This is a genomic window from Acaryochloris marina MBIC11017, assembly GCF_000018105.1.
In the GTDB taxonomy this organism is placed as follows: domain Bacteria; phylum Cyanobacteriota; class Cyanobacteriia; order Thermosynechococcales; family Thermosynechococcaceae; genus Acaryochloris; species Acaryochloris marina.
Genome location: NC_009925.1, coordinates 5591375 through 5612495, shown reverse-complemented (window position 1 = coordinate 5612495; position 21121 = coordinate 5591375). Strand labels below are relative to the sequence as shown.

Sequence of the window (21121 nt, the reverse complement as noted above, 5' to 3'; positions counted from 1 at the left end):
TGCAAGTTAGTCTACCTTTACCAAGTATTTGCCAAGCTCAATATGGCAAGTACTTGGTTAGTTTCGCATTACAACTCATCCAGTGAATTGCCCATCTGCTTGTGCAGTGCGAACCTAGCTTGCCCTGTTTATTTATCAAAAAATGTGAGATTCATCACTGCAGCTTTTTGGCACAGCGCTTTAAAGTGAGGGAAATCGAATGCTAATGTTAAGAAATTAATAAAACTTAATTCAAAGCACTTTAAATTTTCGATTTAACTCAAACCACCATATCCCTATGCATAGTCTTTCTGCATCTCCCCAACTCAAACAGCCAACGCCTAAATTCCCAATCCCCCTGAAACTTGTGGCGTTGGGGGATAGCCTGGTCTATGGTTATGGCGATCCTGAAGGAGGAGGTTGGGTCGAGCGGCTCCGGCGACAGTGGATGTATCCCGATAATGCAGGCCACATTCTCTACAACTTAGGGGTGCGCGGAGATACCATTAAGCATGTCGCGCGACGGCTAGAAAGCGAATTTCGTTATCGAGGGGAACTGCGACATCAGGTCCCGGATCGAATTATCTTATCGGTTGGGGTGAATGATTCTGCTCGCCTGGGTCGTCTCGGCGGTCGGTGTTTTACTCCATTCTCAGATTTTCAAAATCAATTAGCAGAACTGCTCGATCGCGCCGTTGAGCTTTGCCCAGTGTTGTTTGTCGGTATGGTACCGGTGAATGAACAGGCAATGCCGTTTTTGGACGCATTTTATTACAACCACGCCGATCAGCATCTCTATAATGAAGCGACTCGCTTGGCCTGCCATGAACGACAAATTCCATTCTTGGATCTGTTTGATATCTGGCAACAAAGAGGATCAGACTGGCGTGATCTACAGCTTGGAGCGGATGGTTTACATCCAAATCCCCAAGGCTATCAATCCCTATTAATGGACATCTGCAATTGGCAGCCGATGCAAGCGTTAATGCAGTCGGGTACAGCAGTTTAACGCACAAACGTCAAAATCAAGAGAACGCCTCAATAATGCCTCCACCCAACAGGATTTCCTGGTCATACCAAACCGCAGCTTGACCTGGAGCGATACCAAATTGGGGGTCCTCAAACACCAACTTCACTCGCCCACCTGGTGCTTCAGCATCCAGGGGGATAATAGTAACGCCTGTTGGTTTTGACCGGTAGCGAACCTGAACTTCAGCATGAATCGGATTTTGGGGAGGGGCAATTGAAACCCAATTCACCCGTTTCACCATACATTCAGTTTTAAGGGCCGTTTCTCGATCTCCCACAATGACTCGATTCTTTCCTGGATCTAAATCCACCACATACAACGGATGAGGAGCAGCTACACCAATCCCCCTCCGTTGACCAATCGTGAAATGATGCACCCCTTGGTGATGACCAAGAATATTGCCCTCTTGGTCAACAATTTCTCCTGGATGGGTCTCAATATACTGATCCAAAAACGTTTGCATTGAACCATGGGCCTCAATTAGACATAAGTCCTGGCTTTCAGGTTTCTCGGCTGTATGAAGGTCAAGTTGGGTCGCCATACGGCGGGTTTCGGTTTTTGTATGGTCTCCCAACGGAAAAACGGTGCCACTCAATAGATCTTGATCTAAATCGTAGAGAAAATAGGATTGATCTTTATTTCGATCCACAGCCCGCAGGAGCTGATAGCGTTTTTCTTTCTCACTGTAAGCGATCCGGGCGTAATGACCTGTGGCAATCGTATCTGTATCAAGTTCATGGCGGGCATAGTTTAGCATGGGGCCAAACTTAACCGTTTTATTGCATTGTGAGCAGGGTAAAGGGGTAATACCCTGCTGATATCCCTCAACTAGGTAGTCAATAATATTGTTGGAAAATAGGTCTCGGCTATCCACCACATGATGAGGAATATCTAGATCTTCGCAAAGTTGAGCAGCATCCACTAAACCATCAGAACAGCATTGTCCCTTGCCTTGCATTAGCCACAAGGTAAGACCAATGACTTCATATCCTTTTTCTTTAAGGCTCGCTGCGGCAACGGAGCTATCCACTCCTCCAGAGAGGCCAACAACAACTTTCTTCATGTTCAAAATAGTGAGTGGGTAAGCATTAGGAAAAATGCGGTAAAGGCGATAGAGTTAGATCAACATTGTCTAATTCCATTGTTCCATGCTAACTTTTCCGATCAATCCTTGGGGCAAGATCATGTCCAATTACTGCAGGTATTTATTGCTATAGCATTTTGACCTAAATCATGCCGCAACGCGCCCTTTAGGTCTAGATGCCCACAACCTCTGCTGTGTTGGCTGTGACTGTAAAGCTACACCTTTAGTTCAACAATAGACAGGATATTTCCTGTTTACCCTTATTTACCCGCCCTTTGGAGATACACTAATGTCGATTTATGTTGGGAATTTATCCTACGAAGCGAGCCAAGATGACGTGACTGCCGTATTTGCAGAGTATGGCAAAGTAGTGAAAGTTCACCTTCCCGTTGATCGGGAAACAGGCCGCAAACGCGGTTTTGGATTTGTGGATATGGAGAATGATTCAGAAGAAGAGGCTGCGATTGCAGACCTAGATGGTGCTGAGTGGATGGGGCGCCAATTAAAAGTCAACAAAGCTCGCCCTCGTACTCCCAAACCTTCCTGGTAGAGATATTGCAGAGGTCACAATATCTGGGGCTTCTGCAAAAATAGTCTTCAAAATCTGATCTATTTCACTTCTGTTTTGGATAGGCAACAAATCATAGGAATGTGACGCCATTCTTGTTGTGAGGGTATGCTTGCAATGGATAGGAATGGCTGGTTTTCTCCAAAAAACAGTAGAATAGATAGCAATTCCCTAGGGTGAAATATCACCTTCAAAGGAAAGTCAATATTGTAAATGAAACAACATCAAGGAGAAGTCAAGTAGTGGTTCAGGTGGTTTTAGGTGAAGACGAAGGCATTGAATCTGCATTGCGACGATTTAAGCGTCAAGTCTCAAAGGCCGGAATTTTGGCAGATGTAAAACGTCGACGCCATTTTGAGACCCCCTTAGAGAAGAAAAAGCGTAAGCGCATCGCTACTCGTCGTAAGCGTCGTTTTCGCTAGGGCATGCATTTCTAGTAGTCTGTCCAGTTTTTTTGACTGCAGCAGCCAAGCAACAAGCAAATAGTTTTTAAGCCGCTGCCTCCCTTAGAAGAGGCAGTGGCTGTTGTGGTGGACAACGCACTTTTTTGAGCAACAGCATCAGAAATTTGTTGCTCTTTGTTGACGTGTTCGTAGTATGATTCACCAGCGATTAATTGTAGAATTAGAAGCCAGCAGATAGCCCCTGGCTGTTAAGGAGAGAGCAAAATATTATGGCCCGCCTGTATTACGATGCCGATGCCAATTTAGATTTATTGGCAAATAAAACCGTTGCCATTATTGGCTATGGTTCTCAGGGGCATGCCCATGCCTTAAACCTAAAGGATAGCGGTGTTCAGGTCATTGTGGGCCTATATGAAGGGAGCAAATCTGCAGCAAAGGCCCAGGAAGCAGGACTAACGGTGAAGTCAGCTGCAGACGCTGCAAAAGCTGCTGACTTAATTATGATTTTGCTGCCAGATGAAGTGCAGAGAACCGTCTACACCCAGGATATTCAACCCCATTTGAGTGCAGATAAGGTATTGGCATTTGCCCACGGCTTTAACATCCATTTTGCCCAAGTGGTCCCCCCTAGCGACGTTGATGTCGTCATGGTGGCTCCGAAAGGTCCTGGGCATCTGGTGCGTCGGACTTATACCCAAGGGCAAGGCGTTCCCTGCTTATTTGCTGTGTACCAAGACGCCTCAGGCCAAGCACGAGATCGGGCAATGGCCTATGCCAAAGGGATAGGAGGAACCCGAGCAGGTATCCTCGAGACCACTTTTCGGGAAGAAACAGAGACGGATTTATTTGGAGAACAAGCTGTTCTATGTGGTGGGTTGACTGCCCTCATTAAGGCAGGTTTTGAAACTCTAGTAGAAGCTGGATATCAGCCTGAGCTGGCCTATTTCGAATGTATGCATGAAGTGAAGCTAATTGTGGATCTCATTGTGGAAGGCGGGCTTGCCAAAATGCGAGATAGCATCTCTAATACAGCAGAGTATGGAGACTACACCCGTGGACCTCGCATTGTTGATGACAGAACAAAGGCTGAAATGCGCCGAGTTCTGCATGAAATTCAAACGGGGCAGTTTGCCAAGGAGTTTGTGCTAGAGAATATGTCCGGCAAGGCAGGATTTACAGCAACTCGTCGGCGTGAATCTGAACATGCGATTGAAGAGGTCGGCAAAGATTTACGAGCGATGTTCAGCTGGACAGATAAGGCATAATTAGCCCTTAGTTTGAGTTCCACTGAAACCTTTATGCAATTTTGCTCCGGCAAAGAAATGCCGGAGCGACAAATTCGAGTTGAAGTTTTTAGTCCACTTCAAACATTTAATTGCTGTCGGAAGGGACCCGGGTTTTAATTATGCGTTTTAATAGGCCCAACTCGGGTTTTGGATTCTGGTACACCAGTTTTGGAGTGCGTTTTGTTGAAAGGTTGAGGTTTGAGCCTTTTGCTGGCGCTGGTAGAGGCTGGCAACCAGCTCAGCCTTGCTTTCGGCATGCTTTTGCAATGCAGCTTGTAGTTTAGATTGATGTAGAACCAAACATTTGCTGGCTTCAATTGTAGTGATAGTTGCAGAGGCTGGCTGACTATCAAAGAGATTGATATCCCCAAAATGGGCTCCCCGTGAAAGCTCAGCCATTTTGATATCATCTACATGAATTTTGACTTTTCCTTCAACTATGAAAAAGATTAATCTTTCTCGATCTCCTTTGTGGAGGATGGCTTGATTCTCCTCAAACGTTCGCTCTTCCATGTCTGCTGCTAAACATTCTAAGAAAGCTTCATTCTCAATATGTTGCAGAAAATCGGTTGTTCTGAGAAATGCTAAGCGATTCACCACTGTTGAGCTGGTTTGGGAAAACATACTTAAGAAAGTGAGATTTGAAAAATTTCTATGTTTCCTAGTATCTTCTTTCCCAGAAGGCCCATCGACCGTATAACCACTGATTCTTGTTTTTTTATTTTTGACTAGAGGTTAGATAAAAAATCTAGCGCAAGAGCCACAAGCCAGATGCTATAACAGCTAGCACATGTTTAGAGTGAATGATGCTGAGCTGTTTCTAGGTGACTCGACAACAGTAGGCGTTTCTCTTAATTAACCCATCCGATAACCGTGAAATCACTGAGAATTGGTGTAGTAATCGCGTATGAATATGACTTAAGCAGCCTTTTTGAGATCGATCCAATACAATGGCGGTAAGTCTAACGACAATCTGCAGATACTCAGTTCCTATATGGCACCAAGACGACGAGCAAGGCGTAAGCGACTCTTTCAACAATCTCGACTAACCCGGTCCAATAAGCCTCGATGTGTAGTTTGTGAGGAAGAATTTGATTCCCCAACCCTTAGTGTCCAGTTTGGTAAGGGGCGGGCTCATCTTCTCTGTGCAGGCCTGGCTAGAATAGGATTAAAAGGTCTAGCACGCTCTTCGGGCCGCTGGTAAGTCTGCTCTAGATGTGCTTGCTGGTTCTGAGTTTATGAAATTTTTTGTGGGTGTGATGGTTTCTAGCTCTTTCTGTCCATCCTAATGACAAATGCAGCGGGGTAAAAAATTTTCAATTCAATAGCGTTAGCTGTTCAGTGAGTGTACCCACTTTTTTGCCTTGGCAAAGATGGCAGGTTTCTTTGAACGCTTGGCCTCGGTAACCATTCTTTCTTCTTCGGTATATGAATCAATCATTCAAGCTCCGTTCGACGACTCGTAGCCATGGGATTTTGAAAAGTGTCGTCTTAGTTCCAGCAACGACCTTTACCTTGTTACAGCCTTGTTTAACGAGTGAAGTCCAGGCTGCTCTTGAAGATAGTCCAAAGGTTGTTCTGGATGAAGCTTGGCAGTTAGTCAACCGCTACTATGTTGACGGTACCTTTAATCAGAAGGATTGGCAGGCAACTCGTCAGACTTTGTTAGGTGAGCAGTATGTTTCCAAACAGCATGCTTATTCTGCCCTCCGTAAAGCCTTAGCGGAACTGGATGATCCCTACACACGGTTCATGTCGCCTCAAGAGTTTAAGGCTCTGACAACTCAAACTTCAGGTCAGTTGTCTGGTATTGGTATTCGGTTAGAACAGAATAAAGCGACGAATGCAATTACAGTCATTAAGCTGTTACCTAATGCCCCTGCATTAAAGGCTGGCTTACAGGTTGGAGATCGTATCCTAGCTATCGATGGCAACAAAACTGATGTCATGGATCTTAAAGATGCCTCCAGTTTAATTCGAGGGGAGATTGATACTGCAGTCAAGTTACGGATCAGTCGAGCTGGGCAAAATCCGTTTGACCTGAATATTACCCGAGACGTCATTGAACTCCCTACAGTTCATACCAAAATCAAACAGGAAGGGAATAATCGTGTTGGCTACATTCGGTTGCTGGAGTTTAGCGCTCATGCCTCCGAGCAAATGAAAACGGCGATCAAAGAACTGGAAGCTCAAAATGTCGACGGCTTTGTGCTCGATTTAAGGGGGAATCCAGGAGGACTTTTGAATGCCAGTATCGAAATTGCTGAAATGTGGCTAAATCGAGGATTTATCGTTCACACGGTTGATCGCAAAGGCAAGCAAGATGATATTCGGGCACATCCCACTGCACTAACCAAGCGCCCCTTGGTGGTCTTGGTTGATGGAGATTCTGCAAGTTCTAGCGAAATTCTGACAGGGGCTTTACAGGATAACCATCGAGCAAAAGTGATCGGAACATCGACGTTTGGGAAGGCCTTAGTACAGTCTGTCCACAAACTATCGGATGGCTCAGGGGTTGCGATTACTGTATCTCAGTACTTCACTCCAAACGGGACTGATATTAGCCACAAAGGAATTACACCTGATATTCCTGTGAAGCTGACGCCGGAGCAATTGCAAACCCTTTACTCGGATCCCAGTCAACTGGCTACTTTTAATGATCCTCAATACATGCAGGCGATCCGAAGTCTACAGCAATCCATTCATTCACATAATGGGAAACCTCAAAATTCCGTAGCAATCCCTAAGCAAAACAGAAAGGCTGAAACGGTGAATCGTGCTCAAGCAGATTCTATGAAGTGAGTTTCCATAAGGCTGATCTGCAATCTTTGGTCCGAACAACCCAACGAGTAGAAAATCCCCACAGTCGCTGTGCAAGGTCCAAATTCAAATGTTCGGCTGATGATTACTCTTTTGCACAGCGAAGTGACTTGAAGGGAAGGTGGTTCTTAAATTGATGGCCGCAACCTAAGATTTCGAAAACCCAAGCCCGTGGGATTCTGCATACCGATTCATAAACCTCATGAATCGATCCCACTCTTCTTCAGATTTCATATCATAATTAGCTTCAATAGCATGAGGCTTGCCATTGACGAATTTGGCACTCACGTCTAGAGTCGTTAACTCTCCTTCTTCATCTTGCAGATACATCCCCATCACTTCCAATTTCCCTTCTTGGATAAGATTTGGATTTTCGAAGTAAAAAATAGCCCGGCCTGAACTACCATCTTTAGCCCGTGTTAACCGTACGTCAGGGATGACCTCTTCATCAACGCCCCGGATAAACTGAATTGCTGCTGACATAATGTGAGTTGAATATTTTAAGAACAGTTAAGTTGTCTTTAACTATACTCACATACTCGACCTTAATGTTCCATAGAAGCCGCCAATAAGCATTGAATTCTTTGTCAATATTGGCCTGTCGGGAATTAGCCCCTAGAGGATAATCATAGACAAACGTATTCACCTCAATTTGAACGTCTGCCGGTCTATCAGTCCAGCTTCATGCTGTTGCATAACCCAGGTTTTTTAGAGAGCTACAGGATTTTCTCCAATCCATAACTCAGAGTTTGTAACTGGGTAACTTTTCGAATAGAAAGCAGAACACCCGGCATATAGCAGGCCCGATCGCTCGTGTCATGGCGCAAGGTATAGAGTTGACCAGGGGCACCAAATAAAACTTCTTGGTGAGCAATTAATCCTGGCAGCCGAATACTATGAATTCGAATATTTTCGCTACCTAGACTACCCCTAGCACCAGCTAAATGCTCTTTCTCTTCGACCAGGGCAGGGTTATAGGTTTTGCCTAAATCACCGAGTAATTGAGCCGTTTTAACGGCAGTTCCACTGGGTGCATCTGCTTTCTGATTGTGGTGTAGTTCAATAATTTCGACATGGTCAAAATATTGGGAGGCTTGAACGGCAGCCTGTTGTAATAGCACCATACCAATGGAGAAGTTGGGAATGACCAAACAACCCATACTGGCTTTTTCAGTAAATTCAGTCAGATCATTCATTTGCTCATCGCTAAGGCCAGTGGTGCCGATTACTGGAAATACTCCATATGCGATCGCAGATCTGATATTGCTGTAAACGGAGCTGGGATGGGTAAAGTCCACCATGACACAGGGCTGTTTCTCTTGGGCCGCTGCTGCTAAAACCGGTTCAAGTTCATTGGTCAATTCAATATTTAAAGTGTCAAGACCAACAAGCTCCCCTGCATCTAGACTAAACACGTCAGGATTGCGGTCAACCGCAGCATAGAGTCTCAAGTCATCGGCCTGGACTACAGCTTTGATCACTTCCCGCCCCATTTTGCCAGCGGCTCCAGTGACGATAACGGGAGTTGGCGTTGCATTTGTCATGGTTGAACTGCTCGATTGACCTACTGATCTGACTTTATCAATATAGAGGCCATCTTGAATTGCCCTGAGTATAAATATGACGGTGGATCTCTGACTCGAGTGGTCCCTCGTTATAGTAGATTTGAACGGTTAACGTTGAAGTTTGAGATTGCCCGTGCCTGTAGCTGTTGAATCACTGATTACACCAGACATTATGAAGCCAGCTCGTTACCTCGGTAATGAGTTAGGTGCTGTGCATAAAGCCTGGGATTCAGCTTCAGTACGATGGGTGTTGACCTACCCTGAAGTTTACGAGGTCGGGGCATCTAATCTGGGGCATATTATTCTCTACAACATTCTAAATGCCCAGCCGAGACAGTTGTGCGATCGCGCCTATCTTCCAGCTGCAGATTTGGCCACCAAACTCCGGGAAACGGAAACGCCCCTCTTTGCAGTTGAAACGAAAAGATCGTTAACTGATTATGACATTTTGGGCTTTAGCCTCAGTTACGAGCTGGGCGCTACCAATATTCTAGAGATGTTGGATCTGGCTAGGATTCCTTTAACTTGGCAAGAACGCAATCAGGCCGGTTGGGGCAAGACCAGTGGTGCCACCTATCCGTTGATTTTCGCTGGCGGACAGACCGCCACATCTAATCCCGAACCCTATGCGGATTTCTTTGATTTCGTGGCCTTGGGGGATGGCGAAGAACTCTTACCGGAAATCGGCTTAATTTTAGAAGAAGGCAAAGCCCAAGGGTTGAGCCGCCAGGCCATCTTACTTGATTTAGCCCAAATTCCCGGCGTATACGTACCTCAGTTCTACGATATGGCTGACGATGGAGCCGTCCATCCAAACCGTCCCGATGTCCCAAAACGAGTCTTGCGACGAGTGGCCGATCCCATGCCCGCTTATTCCATTGGCTTGGTCCCCTACGTTCAGACCGTCCATGATCGCCTCACCATCGAAGTGCGGCGGGGCTGTACCCGAGGCTGCCGATTCTGTCAGCCCGGCATGCTCACCCGCCCCGCTCGGGATGTTGAGCCGGAACAGGTCGTAGATGCCATTGAGACGGGCATGCGGGAGACGGGGTATAACGAGTTTTCCCTCTTGTCCCTCAGCTGTTCTGATTATCTGGCACTCCCTGCTGTGGGCATGGAAATCAAGAATCGGCTCAAGGATGAGAATGTCTCTCTGTCTTTGCCCAGTCAGCGGGTGGACCGATTTGATGAAGATATTGCCAATATTATTGGCGGCACTCGTAATACAGGCTTGACCTTTGCTCCCGAGGCGGGTACTCAGCGGATGCGGGACATCATTAATAAGGGCTTGACTAATGAGGAGCTGTTGCGAGGGATTAAAACGGCCCATGAGCAGGGCTGGAGCAAAGTCAAACTCTATTTCATGATTGGCTTACCCGGAGAGACGGATGCCGATGTCTTGGGCATTGCGGAGACGATTCGGTGGCTGCGCCGAGAATGTCAGGGTCAAGGCAAGCGCCGTCTCAACTTCAACATCACCATTTCTAACTTCACCCCTAAACCCCATACCCCCTTTCAGTGGCATTCTGTCTCCACCCAGGAATTCCAGCGCAAGCAAGATCTCCTACGGGCCGAATTTAGACGATTAAAAGGGGTGAAGGTGAACTTCACGGATGTGCGGATTTCGGCCATGGAAGATTTTGTCGGCCGAGGCGATCGCCGCTTGGCCCCTGTGGTTAAACGAGCCTGGGAACTGGGGGCTGGTATGGATTCCTGGTGGGAAAGTTTAGACAAAGCCTATGGCGCCTGGACCGATGCGATCGCAGAAGCGAATCTCACCTGGAAATATCGTCAAGTCGAGCAAGGGGAATGGAATCTGTTTGATAACTCCTCTCCAGACCAGGAAACCTCTCTCCAGCCAAGCCATCACCCTCTCCAGAGCTTAGACGCCCCCTTACCCTGGGACCATCTGGATACCGGCATCGATAAACAGTGGCTTCAGGACGATCTGAAACGAGCCCTGCAAGCGGCGACTGTCCCGGATTGCTCCTTCGAGGGCTGCTCCCACTGTGGAGTTTGTAGCGTTGATTTTGGTCATAACGTCGTTGTTCCCCCTCAACCGATTCCTGCATTTAACGGCAATTTCGTTCCCAACCAAGAGCGTGTTCAACGCATTCGAGTCTGGTTCGGAAAACAGGGGGATATGGCTTTGGTCAGCCATTTGGATTTATTGCGATTGTTTGACCGTATCGTCAGGCGATCGCACATTCCTATTGCGTACACCGGAGGCTTTCATCCCAGTCCTCGCATTGCCCCAGCTAACGCCCTGATGTTAGGCGCAACCAGTTCAGGTGAAATCGTCGATTTTGAACTAACAGAATGCGTTGACCTTGAAACCTTTCGGCAAACCCTAGACACTTTTTTGCCGTCTGATATCCCCATCTACAATGCTGAAGTCATTGATCTCAAAGCCCCCTCCGCCACTCAAGCCGTGGGCCAGGCTGAATATTCACTCACCGTCACAGCCAGCAACAACTCGTCCATAGAAGCTAAGCAATGGCAAATCTGGCTCGATCAAATTTTGGAGACAAAAGAAATTTTGTTTGAGCAAACAACCAAATCTGGGAAACAGAAAGTGGTCAATTTACGTGATCGACTGTTCTCTTTAAATTTGGGGACAGATAACCCAACTCAAATAAACTATATTGGCAGCTGCCGAAATGATGGGACTATCCTACGCCCAGAACATCTTATGTTTATGTTGGAACATATCAGTGGACAGCCAATAGTATTGACTCAAATTCATCGCCGCCAGTTAATTCTGGTAAATATGTCATAACTCAAACTTGCCAATGTCCATTCTGCATTTGGGGGTAATCTGAAAAAGCAAGAGCCATGATTGAACTAAATGAATAATACGAAGCCAGAATAAACCTCACATTCGCCTTACTAGTTGATGTTTCGAGTTTGGAACTGCTCTACCCCCATACATGAAATGAAAAATCTTCGTATTGCTTGGCTTTTAACTTCAGCAGCTGACTACTGGCATCCGATGCTCAAAAGCCTCTCAGATATAAACCCTGATACTCAGGCATTTGTGGCAAATTGGAGAGGATTTGCACCAGGCTATGAAGAGGCCTTCAAAGTTGATATTGTCGGTGAACGGAAAGTCGTTTCCTTGCGAAAATCAGCGGCGAGTTACGGTGACAATTTCACCGTCATGCCCCTAAATATCGTCAACCGCTTACTGAAATTCAAGCCTGATGTGATCTTCTGCAACTCCTTTGGGGTTTGGACGATTCTGGCACTCTTGTCTAAACCCATCGGCAAATGGCGGGTCGTGATTGCCTATGAAGGTAGTTCGCCCGGAGTAGATTATCGAAATTCCAACCTGAGATTGTCGATTCGCAAAGCAATGGTCCGGGCAGCTGATGCCTGTATTACGAATAGCCATGCTGGCAAACAGTATTTAGAAGAATGCCTTGCAGCGTCTGCCGAGCTTGTTCATTTACATCCTTATGAGGTTCCTTCCGGCAATGCGCTCCAGGCCTCTTCTGCAGGGGAGGATTTAAGTCATCTTGAATTTAAACGACCCATTTTTATATTTGTTGGAAGTGTGAGTGTTCGTAAAGGGATTTCTTTACTCCTTAAGGCGTGCACCTCTTTAGTTCAAGACGGGTGTCAGCCCTTCACGGTGATGATTGTAGGAGATGGTGATCAACGCCAAGGATTAGAGGAATATTGTCGCACCCATAACTTGGAAGACTACGTCAAATGGATAGGGAAAGTCGATTATCAGAAATTAGGGGCGTATTTTGGTTATGCAGATATATTCGTATTACCAACGTTGGAAGACACTTGGGGGATGGTTGTCTTAGAATCCATGGCTGTGGGTAAGGCCATTCTTTGCTCTCAGTTTGCTGGAGCCTCGGAATTGGTAGCAAATGACGATAATGGCTATATATTCGATCCTAATGATACAAATGCATTCGCATCTGTAATGAAGAAGTTTGTAGATGACCCCTCTTTAAGTCAGCGTATGGGAGAACGGTCATCACAAATCATGGCTCAATATACTCCTGAAGCCGCAGCAGAATTCCTTGCTAGCGTTGCTAAAGGCACATTGCAATAAAGGTGATTTCTGCTAATGTCTCAACGCTTGAATGTGTTGATTTCTGCTTATGCCTGCCGACCCCATGAAGGGTCTGAGCCTGGAGTAGGTTGGAATTTGGTGCTCGAATTATCCAAGTATCACCGTATTTGGGTGTTAACTCGAGGAAACAATCAAATTCCTATAGAAACTGAACTCAGTCAACATCCTGTTTCCGATCTCAACTTTATTTATTGTGAACCGTCTCAAGTTCTAGCCAAGCTCAATCAAAATCTGAGAATTGTTCACCTACACTATTATCTTTGGCAGTTAAAAGCATATTGGGTTGCCAAAAAATTACATGACGAAATAAATTTCGACATTATCCACCATGTCACTTATGTTCGCTATTCCACCCCAAGTTTTCTGTCATTCTTACCCCCGCCTTTTATTTGGGGGCCGGTAGGCGGCGGAGAAACCACTCCCAATCAGTTCTGGCAAAGTTTCAGTCTTAGGGGCAAGATCTATGAAATCCTCCGTGAATCTGCTCGTCGACTAGGAGAAGTCGATCCTTTTGTCCATCAGACCGCTGCAAGAAGTTCCCTCGCTCGAGGGACCACTCAAGATACCGTTGATCGGCTCAAAGCTCTCGGTGCATCTGAGGTGGAGGTTTACTCGCAATTAGGATTGTCCACAAGCGAAATTGCCACGTTAAATCTTAAATCGAATAACCACGAGCGGGCAACGCGGTTTGTCAGTATTGGGCGTTTGCTGCATTGGAAAGGCTTTCACTTAGGGTTGCAGGCCTTTGCTCAAGCGAATTTACCTGAGAATACCGAATATTGGATTATTGGTGATGGCCCTGAACGTCAACACTTACAGCAACTAGCCGCTACGCTTCAAATCGATCACCAAGTTAAGTTTTGGTCTCAACTCTCCCGAGAAGAAACCCTCAATAAATTAGGGGAATGCTTGGCACTCATTCATCCCAGTTTGCATGAGTCGGGTGGTCTAGTCTGTCTTGAAGCTATGGCTGCAGGTTGCCCAGTCATATGCCTAAACATAGGAGGTCCAGCAATTCATGTAACCGAAGAAACAGGTTATAAAATTGCCGTACAAACCCCGCAACAGGTCATTGATGATTTAGCATCTGCCCTAGTGCAGATTGCTGGCGATCCAGATCTATGGAAACACTTTAGTCAGGCCGGGCAGGAGCGCGCTCAGACCCAATTTAGCTGGGAAAGTAAAGGGTTAGCTCAAGCTAAACTTTATCAGAATCTCCTGCAGACAACATCCCCATAATCTAATGATTCCCCTCACAGATTGATGTATTTTGCCCGCCTATCGGTAGAAAGTCACTTTTTTTATGAATATCATTATTTTTAATAGTTTATTATTGCCTCCATCTCAAACTTTCATCCGAGATCCAGCAGAAAAACTAGAGCGGTTTACAGCCTACTACGTAGGGTCCCGCAGAGTTGAAGGACTCGAATTACCCCTTGAAAGAACATTGGTAGTTAATCGAGGTACTCTGCTCGGCAAAGTTGGAGAACAAGTCTTTAAACTCACTGGTTTTGCTCCTCAGCTTTATCAACAAATCAAGGCATTGAAGCCAGCACTTATCCATGCTCAATTTGGTTTAAGTGGTGTACTTATGCTGCCTTGGGTCAAGGATCTGGAGATTCCTCTGATTGTTCACTACAGAGGAGCGGATGCCACTATATCTGAGGCAGATTCGAAATACACTTCACTGAATCATTGGCTCTATTTTCAGAAGAAAGAGACGCTTAAGCATAAAGCACAACTCTTCCTCACTGTCTCTCAGTTTATACGCCAGAAACTCATCGCCCAGGGATTTCCTGAAGACAAGATTCTCAACCATTATCATGGTGTCGATATTCAGAAGTTTTGGGCAGATCCTAAAATTGCTCGTGAATCTATTGTCTTATTCGTCGGGCGTCTTACCGAAAAGAAAGGGTGTAAGTATCTGCTGGAAGCCATTACGATAGTCCAAAGAGAGTGTCCTGATGTTGAGTTAGTCATCATTGGAGATGGGCCTCTCAGAGCTGAGCTAGAAACCATTGCTCTAAGAAGTCTTAAAAAATATCAATTCCTAGGGGTTCAACCACCAGAAATCGTTAAATCCTGGATGAATCGAGCGCGTTTATTAGCAGCACCTAGCGTGACGTCGTCACAAGGCGATGCGGAAGGGTTGCCGAATGTTGTCCTGGAAGCACAAGCCATGTCACTACCAGTTGTGAGTACAGTGCATGCTGGCATCCCAGAAGCAGTGATTGATGGTGAGACTGGCTATTTATCCCCCGAGGCCGATTCACAAGGTCTAGCTGGTTCGATGGTACGCCTCTTTCAAGATCACACCCTATGGCAAACCATGAGTTATAAAGGGCGAGAACATGTTGAAACCCAATTTGATCGAGCAAAACAAACTAAGGTGTTAGAAGGAATCTATGAATCTGTGCTGAGTGGTAGAATCTAGAGCTTTTATGCCATTTCTGAAACTCTCTATTATTCATCTAGGTCAAGGAATAGGTCGTCATAATGGAGGTAGATTTGCCCTAATTCAGTCACCAAATTGGGGTGAGACCATAATGTTTGGCTCTAGATATCTATCAGCTTGCGATTAAGTTTCTTGGATTTTGATATAGGCCACTGTATGCGTATTCTTAGTGTTCATAACTATTACAAAATTCGAGGAGGTGAAGACGAGTCTTGCAAATCTGAGAAATCCCTATTGAGGGAGATGGGACATCTCGTTGATGAATATGAAAAAGACAACATATCGATTCCGTCCTATCGAAGCTGGCAACTCGCCACCCAAACGATTTGGTCGCAAGAGTCCTACCAAGCAGTGAGACAGAAATTACAACACCAGCCTTATGATGTTGTTCATGTCCAAAACTCTTTCCCTTTAATTTCACCTTCTGTCTATTACGCTGCTCAAGCAGAAGGGGTCCCAGTTATCCAAACAATCCGAAATTATCGATTATTATGTCCCAATGCTCTATTTTTCCGGCAAGGGAAGGTCTGTGAGGACTGTCTAAATAAGGCAATTCCATGGCCTGGAATCATCCACAGCTGCTATCGCAATAATCGTTTAGCGAGTGGCATTACCGCCAGCATGATCAGCATTCATCGTTTGCTAAAAACCTGGGACCGAAAGGTAGATAAGTATATTGCCCTGACTCACTTTGCTAGGAATAAACTCATCCAAGGGGGGTTACCAGCAAATAAGATTATTGTAAAACCCAATTTTGTTAACCCAGATCCGGGTGTTGGTCACGGCAAAGGCCAATTTGCGTTGTATGTGGGGCGATTATCGGTTGAGAAAGGTTTAGATACCCTGTTGTCAGCTTGGGATAAGTTGCAATCTCCTTTTCCGCTTCGCATTGTTGGTGATGGACCTTTATCCGAATTAGTTCTTGACAAGATAAAAGAGTCTCCCCATATTTCTTGGTTAGGCCGTAAATCAATCGATGAAGTGCATCAACTAATGGGGGAAGCCTCCTTTTTGATTTTCCCTTCGAAATGGTATGAGACCTTTGGCAGAGTGGCGATAGAAGCGTTTGCGAAGGGAACACCAGTAATTGCTTCCCAGATCGGTGCGATTGCTGAATTGGTAGAACATAAGAGAACAGGCTTACAGTTTCAACCAGGCGATTCCCTGGATTTAGCAGAGCAAGTTGAATGGGCTCTGTCTCATCCTGAGGAATTACAACAGATGCGCTTAGAAGTCCGCCAAGAATTTGAAGCTAAATACACCGCAAGGGCTAATTATCAACAACTCATTGAAATTTATCGAATGGCTGCAAATAATTGAGATTTTTTAGATTTTATTTTATTAAAAACAATGAGAGCAAATCAATTTACGAGTGCTAAGCGCCGAAATTATTATAGGACGTCTACACTGATTCTTGTGGCTTTTGCTACAGCATTTCTACCGCGTATTATTACCAGTGTAGGCGTCCCCAAACCACTCAATTTTCTTCATTTTATCGCTGTTCCTTTTGCTTGCATTCTGGCCATTTCACAAAGTAAGTCCAAGGATCCTAAACAGATCAATATTTCGTGGTTGGTGATTGGGGGGCTACTTGTATATCTAACCATCATGACCGCTAGCGCTCTGATTAACCAGGCTGGAATCATTAATTTAGTAGTTGATTACCTACTAAAAGTGGAACCCTTTCTTTTACTTTTAGCGATAACCAGTATTCCTCTCTCGATTCAGAGTTATGAATTTATTCGGAAATGGCTGATCCGTTTTTGCTTCACTCATATTTTTCTGATATACAGCCAGTATTTTTTATTCATCGTGCTTGGACGCCATCCTAAAGCCGGCAATCCAGATTATGTGCAAGGAATATTTTATGAATCTGGTTCAGGACACGTTGTTGGCGCTTCAGTTGGGTTAACCTTTGGGTTATATTATTTTTTCTTTGCTAAGGCAGCTCCGACTTGGATGAGAATATCCGTGCTGTTTGCAACTTTTTGGGGGATGCTCCTTGCAGATGCTAAGCAGGTATTATTTACCTTTATCATCGCGGGTGGAATTTTATTTCTTTCGAAGACGAAAGATATTATTGAAACCCTCAAGTATTTGATCCCTGGCCTTATCTTGGGTGTTATTTTCTTATGGTGTGTTCAAAATGTCCCTGCTTTTGGTGCATTTAATACTTGGATGAGACCTGAAATATATGGTTCTGATGGTGAAGCCACGTTACTAAAAATGGCTTCCTTGCGAATCATCCCTACGTTCTATGAGTCTCCATTGAATATGTTCTTAGGGCTTGGTCCAGGCCATACGGTTGGCAGACTTGGGGGTTGGATGTTGCGCGAGTATGAAGATTTACTAGCTCCACTCGGTTCTAGTATTCATCCGGCGAGTGGTGCCGTTTGGGGGGCTGTTGGAGAAAGCTGGCTGGGAGATCAATCCAGTATGTTTTCACCCTTGTTTGGTTGGGCAGGAATCTGGGGAGATACAGGACTATTTGGCCTATTATCCTATTTATTCTTGTATATGTTGGTCTTCTTTTACTTATGTCGCGATGATTTCTCCAAGTTTTGCTGGCTAACGGTTTTTGCCCATGGCTTGATTTTCTCTCAAATGGAAGAACCAGGTTTTATGCTCTTCATCATCATGATCATCGGTCTACAGTGGCAGCATAAACGGATTAGTGAACTTCATCTAAAGGATCTTCAATATTCTGCTTATTCTCGAAACTATTAGATTCTAAATCAATTCTTTTCTTGACTTCTTTACACTTGTGTTCCGTTTTGTAATGGGGAATCATTGTTTAAAATGTGGTAGAATGCATCCTTCAAGCTAGGGATTGTCGATATTCTGCTAACAGTTTTGGTAAATACTCATAACCATCAACTCCAATAACCATGAGCAGTTTCTTCCGAAGCTGATTCAAGTATTCTTGAAAGGTTTCGGGACCAATTTGCCCATACAGAATACTCAGTAAGCCAGCGGGTTGGCGCCACGTTGAGGATTCAATTTGGAACATCAAATACATGGCTAGGCTGCCGGTGTAGATAGCCTTTTCAATATTCTCGAGTTCGTGGTACGCCTCTGCTAAATAGCAATAATTGAGGCTGACAAGCCATTGATCGCCAATGACTTCAGCGATACGGGTTCCTTGCTCAAGGATTGGAATGGCCGCTTGATATTTACCCATGATTACGAGGACAATACCCAAGCTATTTGTACACAGCGCCTGGCTGGGTCGATCCCCTAGCTGTTCAGAAAGTTGTAAGCCTTGCTCCAGATAAGGAAGGACTTGTTCATATCGCTGGGAATCTAGGGGGTCTACGGCCTGAATCTGTAGAACTTCACTGTAACCAAAGTTGGCAAGGGCATTCGCTTCCCCCAATCGATCTCCACTTTGACGAGCCAGAATTAACGCTCTCTGGCTGCAGGTAATCGCTTCAGAAAAGTCCTGTTGCGTGAGATAGGTTCGACTCAAGTGGTTATAACTGGCAACTTCACAACGAAGATCTTGGGCAATACGGGCAATCTCCAGAGCCTGATCATGGAATTTGAGGGCTAGGTCATAGTGGCCAAGGGCTTGTTGTGTATATCCCAAAAGAATGAGAATACGAGCTTTTATACCAGTGTTAGGGGTTTGTTTCAAGGGACTATCAAGATAGTCTAGGAGGGTTTGTAATGATTCACCGGATAGGGCGGTAAATAATCCACCGTATAGGGGGAAGTAGGATTGCTGAGCAAATTGGACTAGCCCTTGCAATGCCATTTGAAAACAGGCTTCAGTCAGAATGGGTTGTCCTAATTGTTGAAATCGTTGTGAAAGTTGTCCCCAAACAATGGTGAAGGTTAAGTAGGTCGCGATGGAAAGACGTTTTCCTGCTTTGGCGTCATAGGGTTGCTGATCGAACCAACGGACAAGGTTCGATTGCAGTTTCTGCAGAACAAGCGCCAATTCCAGCCAGTCGCTAATTTGAACCGGTTGTTCGATTCCTGCTTCTGTAATTGCCTGATGCTGAGCCAAATCCATGAAGACTTGCTGGAGGGATTGACTATTGACCGTCTTGGCCCAATGACTCCAGGGTCCTTGTTGTTCAGTCCCATTGCCAAACCCAAGATTGCTTTGACTCTGGTTGTAGATCCAATTCACAACTTGGGACTCAATTTGTTGCCATGAGCTCAGCCCTTGTTGAAGCCCCCTCGCAATCTCTAACAAAGCGGTTGATACAGAAGGTTCTAGATCGTTAGGGGGATGGCTCACTTTCTCAAGTAATTTTTGTAGCTGATGTAGTTGTTCTACAGTTAAGATTTCTTTTTGGTTCGGATCAAACACCTTGAGTAGGGGCTGTAATCTCTGTTCAGCAGGAGCTGTGGTCAAAGCCTGCACCAGGTTTGTCAATATAGTATTACCCTGGTTTTGCTTTTGCCATCGTTCCCATTCACCTTGGATGGTCTTGAGGGCTCTTTGCTTACGGATGGCTTTGGCTTGCTTAAGTTCATCGTCATCGTCTAGCAGTGCTTGGATTTCATCTATGCGTGTTTGTAAGCATCTTTCAAAGAGTTCTCCAGTTCCGGAGGCAATCTTAGCTTCTAAGGTATGGTAAATCTGCCCTTTGGAGCGAATATTGCCTTTCAACGTATCTGCAACAATCTGATCCAGGAGTTCAAGGTAGTGATCACGCATAGGTTCATGAGTGTGAATTGGTTTCAGCCTAGCAAATACTATTGGCGAGACAATAGTGGCCCGGTTGCCGGGGTGTCACAATAATCGGGGAAAATAGACTAAACGGTAAATCAGGTATAAGGATAGTCGGGTTTTGCAAATTACCTTTTTAGGTACAAGTTCAGGAGTGCCTACGAGATCGCGCAATGTCTCTAGTGTTGCCCTTCGATTGCCTCAAAGGGCGGAGATATGGTTGTTTGACTGTGGGGAGGGAACTCAACACCAACTGTTGAGGAGTGAGTTGAAGAGCAGCCAACTCAGACGCATATTTATCACCCATATGCATGGGGACCATATTTTTGGCTTAATGGGGTTATTAGCAAGCTGTGGTCTGGCTGGTAATACAGAACGGATTGATATCTACGGACCTGCAGGTTTAGAGGAATATTTGCAAGCGTGTCGACGCTATTCTCAAACGCATTTCTCCTACCCGATACAAGTTCATACGGTTCAACCTGGAGAAGTGTTTTCGGATCAAGATTACTCAGTTGTCTGTGCGCCTTTGAAGCACCGGGTTCCAGCTTTTGGCTATCGGATACAAGAATGCGATCGCCCTGGCCGTTTCGATACCGATAAAGCCATCAGTATGGGAATACCAGCAGGCCCTCTCTATGGACGCCTAAAACGGGGAGAACGCATTACTTTGCCCGATGGACGTACTTTTTTTGGCCAAGATTTTTGTGGCCCTAAAGAAATTGGACGAAAAATTGCCTATTGTACCGACACAATTTATTGTCCAGAGGCAGTTGAGTTGTCTAGGGATGCCGATGTAGTCATTCATGAATCCACCTTTTCCCATCAAGAAGCTGAATTAGCTTATCAACGCTTGCATTCGACCTCTACAATGGCCGCTCAAGTGGCCCAGGCCGCTGGAGCGAAAAAACTCTTCCTCACTCACTTTAGTCCTCGATATGCCCCAAACAGTGCAACTGGTTTGCAAGAGCTTTTAACAGAAGCAAGTGCTATCTTCCCCCATACCGAATTGGCCTATGATTTTCTAAATTATCAAGTTCCTCGTCGCACTCTTACAACAGCGTAAAAGGCTTTCTACAGCTGTTTTATCGGAGAAAAAAATAGATAAACGCGACTAGTAGCACATGAGTTTTGGAGAAGAAAGTACATCTAT

General features: G+C 45.3%; 17 protein-coding genes. 12 read left to right on the top strand and 5 right to left on the bottom strand.

The features are described from left to right. Positions 1–277: 277 nt before the first annotated feature. Positions 278–988, top strand: coding sequence for a GDSL-type esterase/lipase family protein (locus tag AM1_RS25155; RefSeq protein WP_012165736.1), 711 nt, complete (start codon positions 278–280; stop codon positions 986–988). A gap of 16 nt (positions 989–1004) precedes the next feature. Here the strand turns inward: AM1_RS25155 and mnmA are convergent, their stop codons facing one another. Further along, positions 1005–2072 (bottom strand): tRNA 2-thiouridine(34) synthase MnmA, encoded by a 1068-nt coding sequence (mnmA, locus tag AM1_RS25150; RefSeq protein ID WP_012165735.1) that lies wholly within the window; start codon positions 2070–2072, stop codon positions 1005–1007. Positions 2073–2382: 310 nt separating this feature from the next. On the opposite strand from mnmA, the gene AM1_RS25145 reads away from it, so the two are divergent. The 3 genes from AM1_RS25145 to ilvC all read left to right on the top strand — a co-directional run bounded on the left by AM1_RS25145 (position 2383) and on the right by ilvC (position 4330). After that, the gene (locus AM1_RS25145; protein ID WP_010476867.1) at positions 2383–2643 is read left to right on the top strand and encodes an RNA recognition motif domain-containing protein; all 261 of its coding nucleotides are present in this window, start codon (positions 2383–2385) and stop codon (positions 2641–2643) included. Between the two features lie 260 nt (positions 2644–2903). Further along, on the top strand, positions 2904–3083 hold the full coding sequence (gene rpsU / locus AM1_RS25140) for a 30S ribosomal protein S21 (RefSeq protein ID WP_010476866.1): 180 nt from the start codon (positions 2904–2906) through the stop codon (positions 3081–3083). A gap of 251 nt (positions 3084–3334) precedes the next feature. Then, entirely contained in the window at positions 3335–4330 is a 996-nt protein-coding gene (gene ilvC, locus AM1_RS25135; RefSeq protein ID WP_012165733.1) for a ketol-acid reductoisomerase, read from the top strand. A 147-nt stretch (positions 4331–4477) separates the two neighbouring features. On the opposite strand, the gene AM1_RS25130 is transcribed toward ilvC, so the two are convergent. Beyond that, positions 4478–4975 (bottom strand): cyclic nucleotide-binding domain-containing protein, encoded by a 498-nt coding sequence (locus AM1_RS25130; RefSeq protein WP_012165732.1) that lies wholly within the window; start codon positions 4973–4975, stop codon positions 4478–4480. A gap of 804 nt (positions 4976–5779) precedes the next feature. Here AM1_RS25130 and ctpB point away from each other — a divergent pair. After that, the gene (gene ctpB / locus AM1_RS25125) at positions 5780–7153 is read left to right on the top strand and encodes a carboxyl-terminal processing protease CtpB (protein WP_012165731.1); all 1374 of its coding nucleotides are present in this window, start codon (positions 5780–5782) and stop codon (positions 7151–7153) included. A 165-nt stretch (positions 7154–7318) separates the two neighbouring features. Here the strand turns inward: ctpB and psb28 are convergent, their stop codons facing one another. Both psb28 and dapB read right to left on the bottom strand, forming a co-directional pair. Next, complete coding sequence (gene psb28, locus AM1_RS25120; protein ID WP_010476862.1) at positions 7319–7654, bottom strand: photosystem II reaction center protein Psb28; 336 nt, start codon at positions 7652–7654, stop codon at positions 7319–7321. A gap of 233 nt (positions 7655–7887) precedes the next feature. Then, on the bottom strand, positions 7888–8715 hold the full coding sequence (gene dapB / locus AM1_RS25115; RefSeq protein ID WP_012165730.1) for a 4-hydroxy-tetrahydrodipicolinate reductase: 828 nt from the start codon (positions 8713–8715) through the stop codon (positions 7888–7890). 154 nt (positions 8716–8869) lie between these two features. Between dapB and AM1_RS25110 the strand changes: the two genes are divergently transcribed. The 6 genes from AM1_RS25110 (at position 8870) to AM1_RS25085 (ending at position 18011) form a co-directional block, all read left to right on the top strand. Next, positions 8870–11515, top strand: a complete 2646-nt coding sequence (locus AM1_RS25110) for a TIGR03960 family B12-binding radical SAM protein (protein ID WP_012165729.1) — start codon at positions 8870–8872, stop codon at positions 11513–11515. A gap of 156 nt (positions 11516–11671) precedes the next feature. Then, complete coding sequence (locus AM1_RS25105) at positions 11672–12808, top strand: glycosyltransferase family 4 protein (protein ID WP_012165728.1); 1137 nt, start codon at positions 11672–11674, stop codon at positions 12806–12808. A gap of 15 nt (positions 12809–12823) precedes the next feature. Further along, positions 12824–14068, top strand: a complete 1245-nt coding sequence (locus AM1_RS25100; protein ID WP_012165727.1) for a glycosyltransferase family 4 protein — start codon at positions 12824–12826, stop codon at positions 14066–14068. 64 nt (positions 14069–14132) lie between these two features. Beyond that, positions 14133–15263 (top strand): glycosyltransferase, encoded by a 1131-nt coding sequence (locus AM1_RS25095; protein ID WP_012165726.1) that lies wholly within the window; start codon positions 14133–14135, stop codon positions 15261–15263. A gap of 177 nt (positions 15264–15440) precedes the next feature. Then, a complete protein-coding gene (locus AM1_RS25090; RefSeq protein WP_012165725.1) occupies positions 15441–16604 on the top strand; it encodes a glycosyltransferase family 4 protein in 1164 nt (387 codons plus the stop codon). Positions 16605–16700: 96 nt separating this feature from the next. Next, positions 16701–18011 (top strand): hypothetical protein, encoded by a 1311-nt coding sequence (locus tag AM1_RS25085; RefSeq protein ID WP_012165724.1) that lies wholly within the window; start codon positions 16701–16703, stop codon positions 18009–18011. A gap of 91 nt (positions 18012–18102) precedes the next feature. Here AM1_RS25085 and AM1_RS25080 read toward each other — a convergent pair whose 3' ends face one another. Beyond that, positions 18103–19956, bottom strand: coding sequence for a tetratricopeptide repeat protein (locus AM1_RS25080; protein WP_012165723.1), 1854 nt, complete (start codon positions 19954–19956; stop codon positions 18103–18105). A 133-nt stretch (positions 19957–20089) separates the two neighbouring features. On the opposite strand from AM1_RS25080, the gene AM1_RS25075 reads away from it, so the two are divergent. Then, positions 20090–21034: a ribonuclease Z gene (locus tag AM1_RS25075; protein ID WP_012165722.1), complete on the top strand. Its 945-nt coding sequence runs from the start codon at positions 20090–20092 to the stop codon at positions 21032–21034. Positions 21035–21121 lie beyond the last annotated feature (87 nt).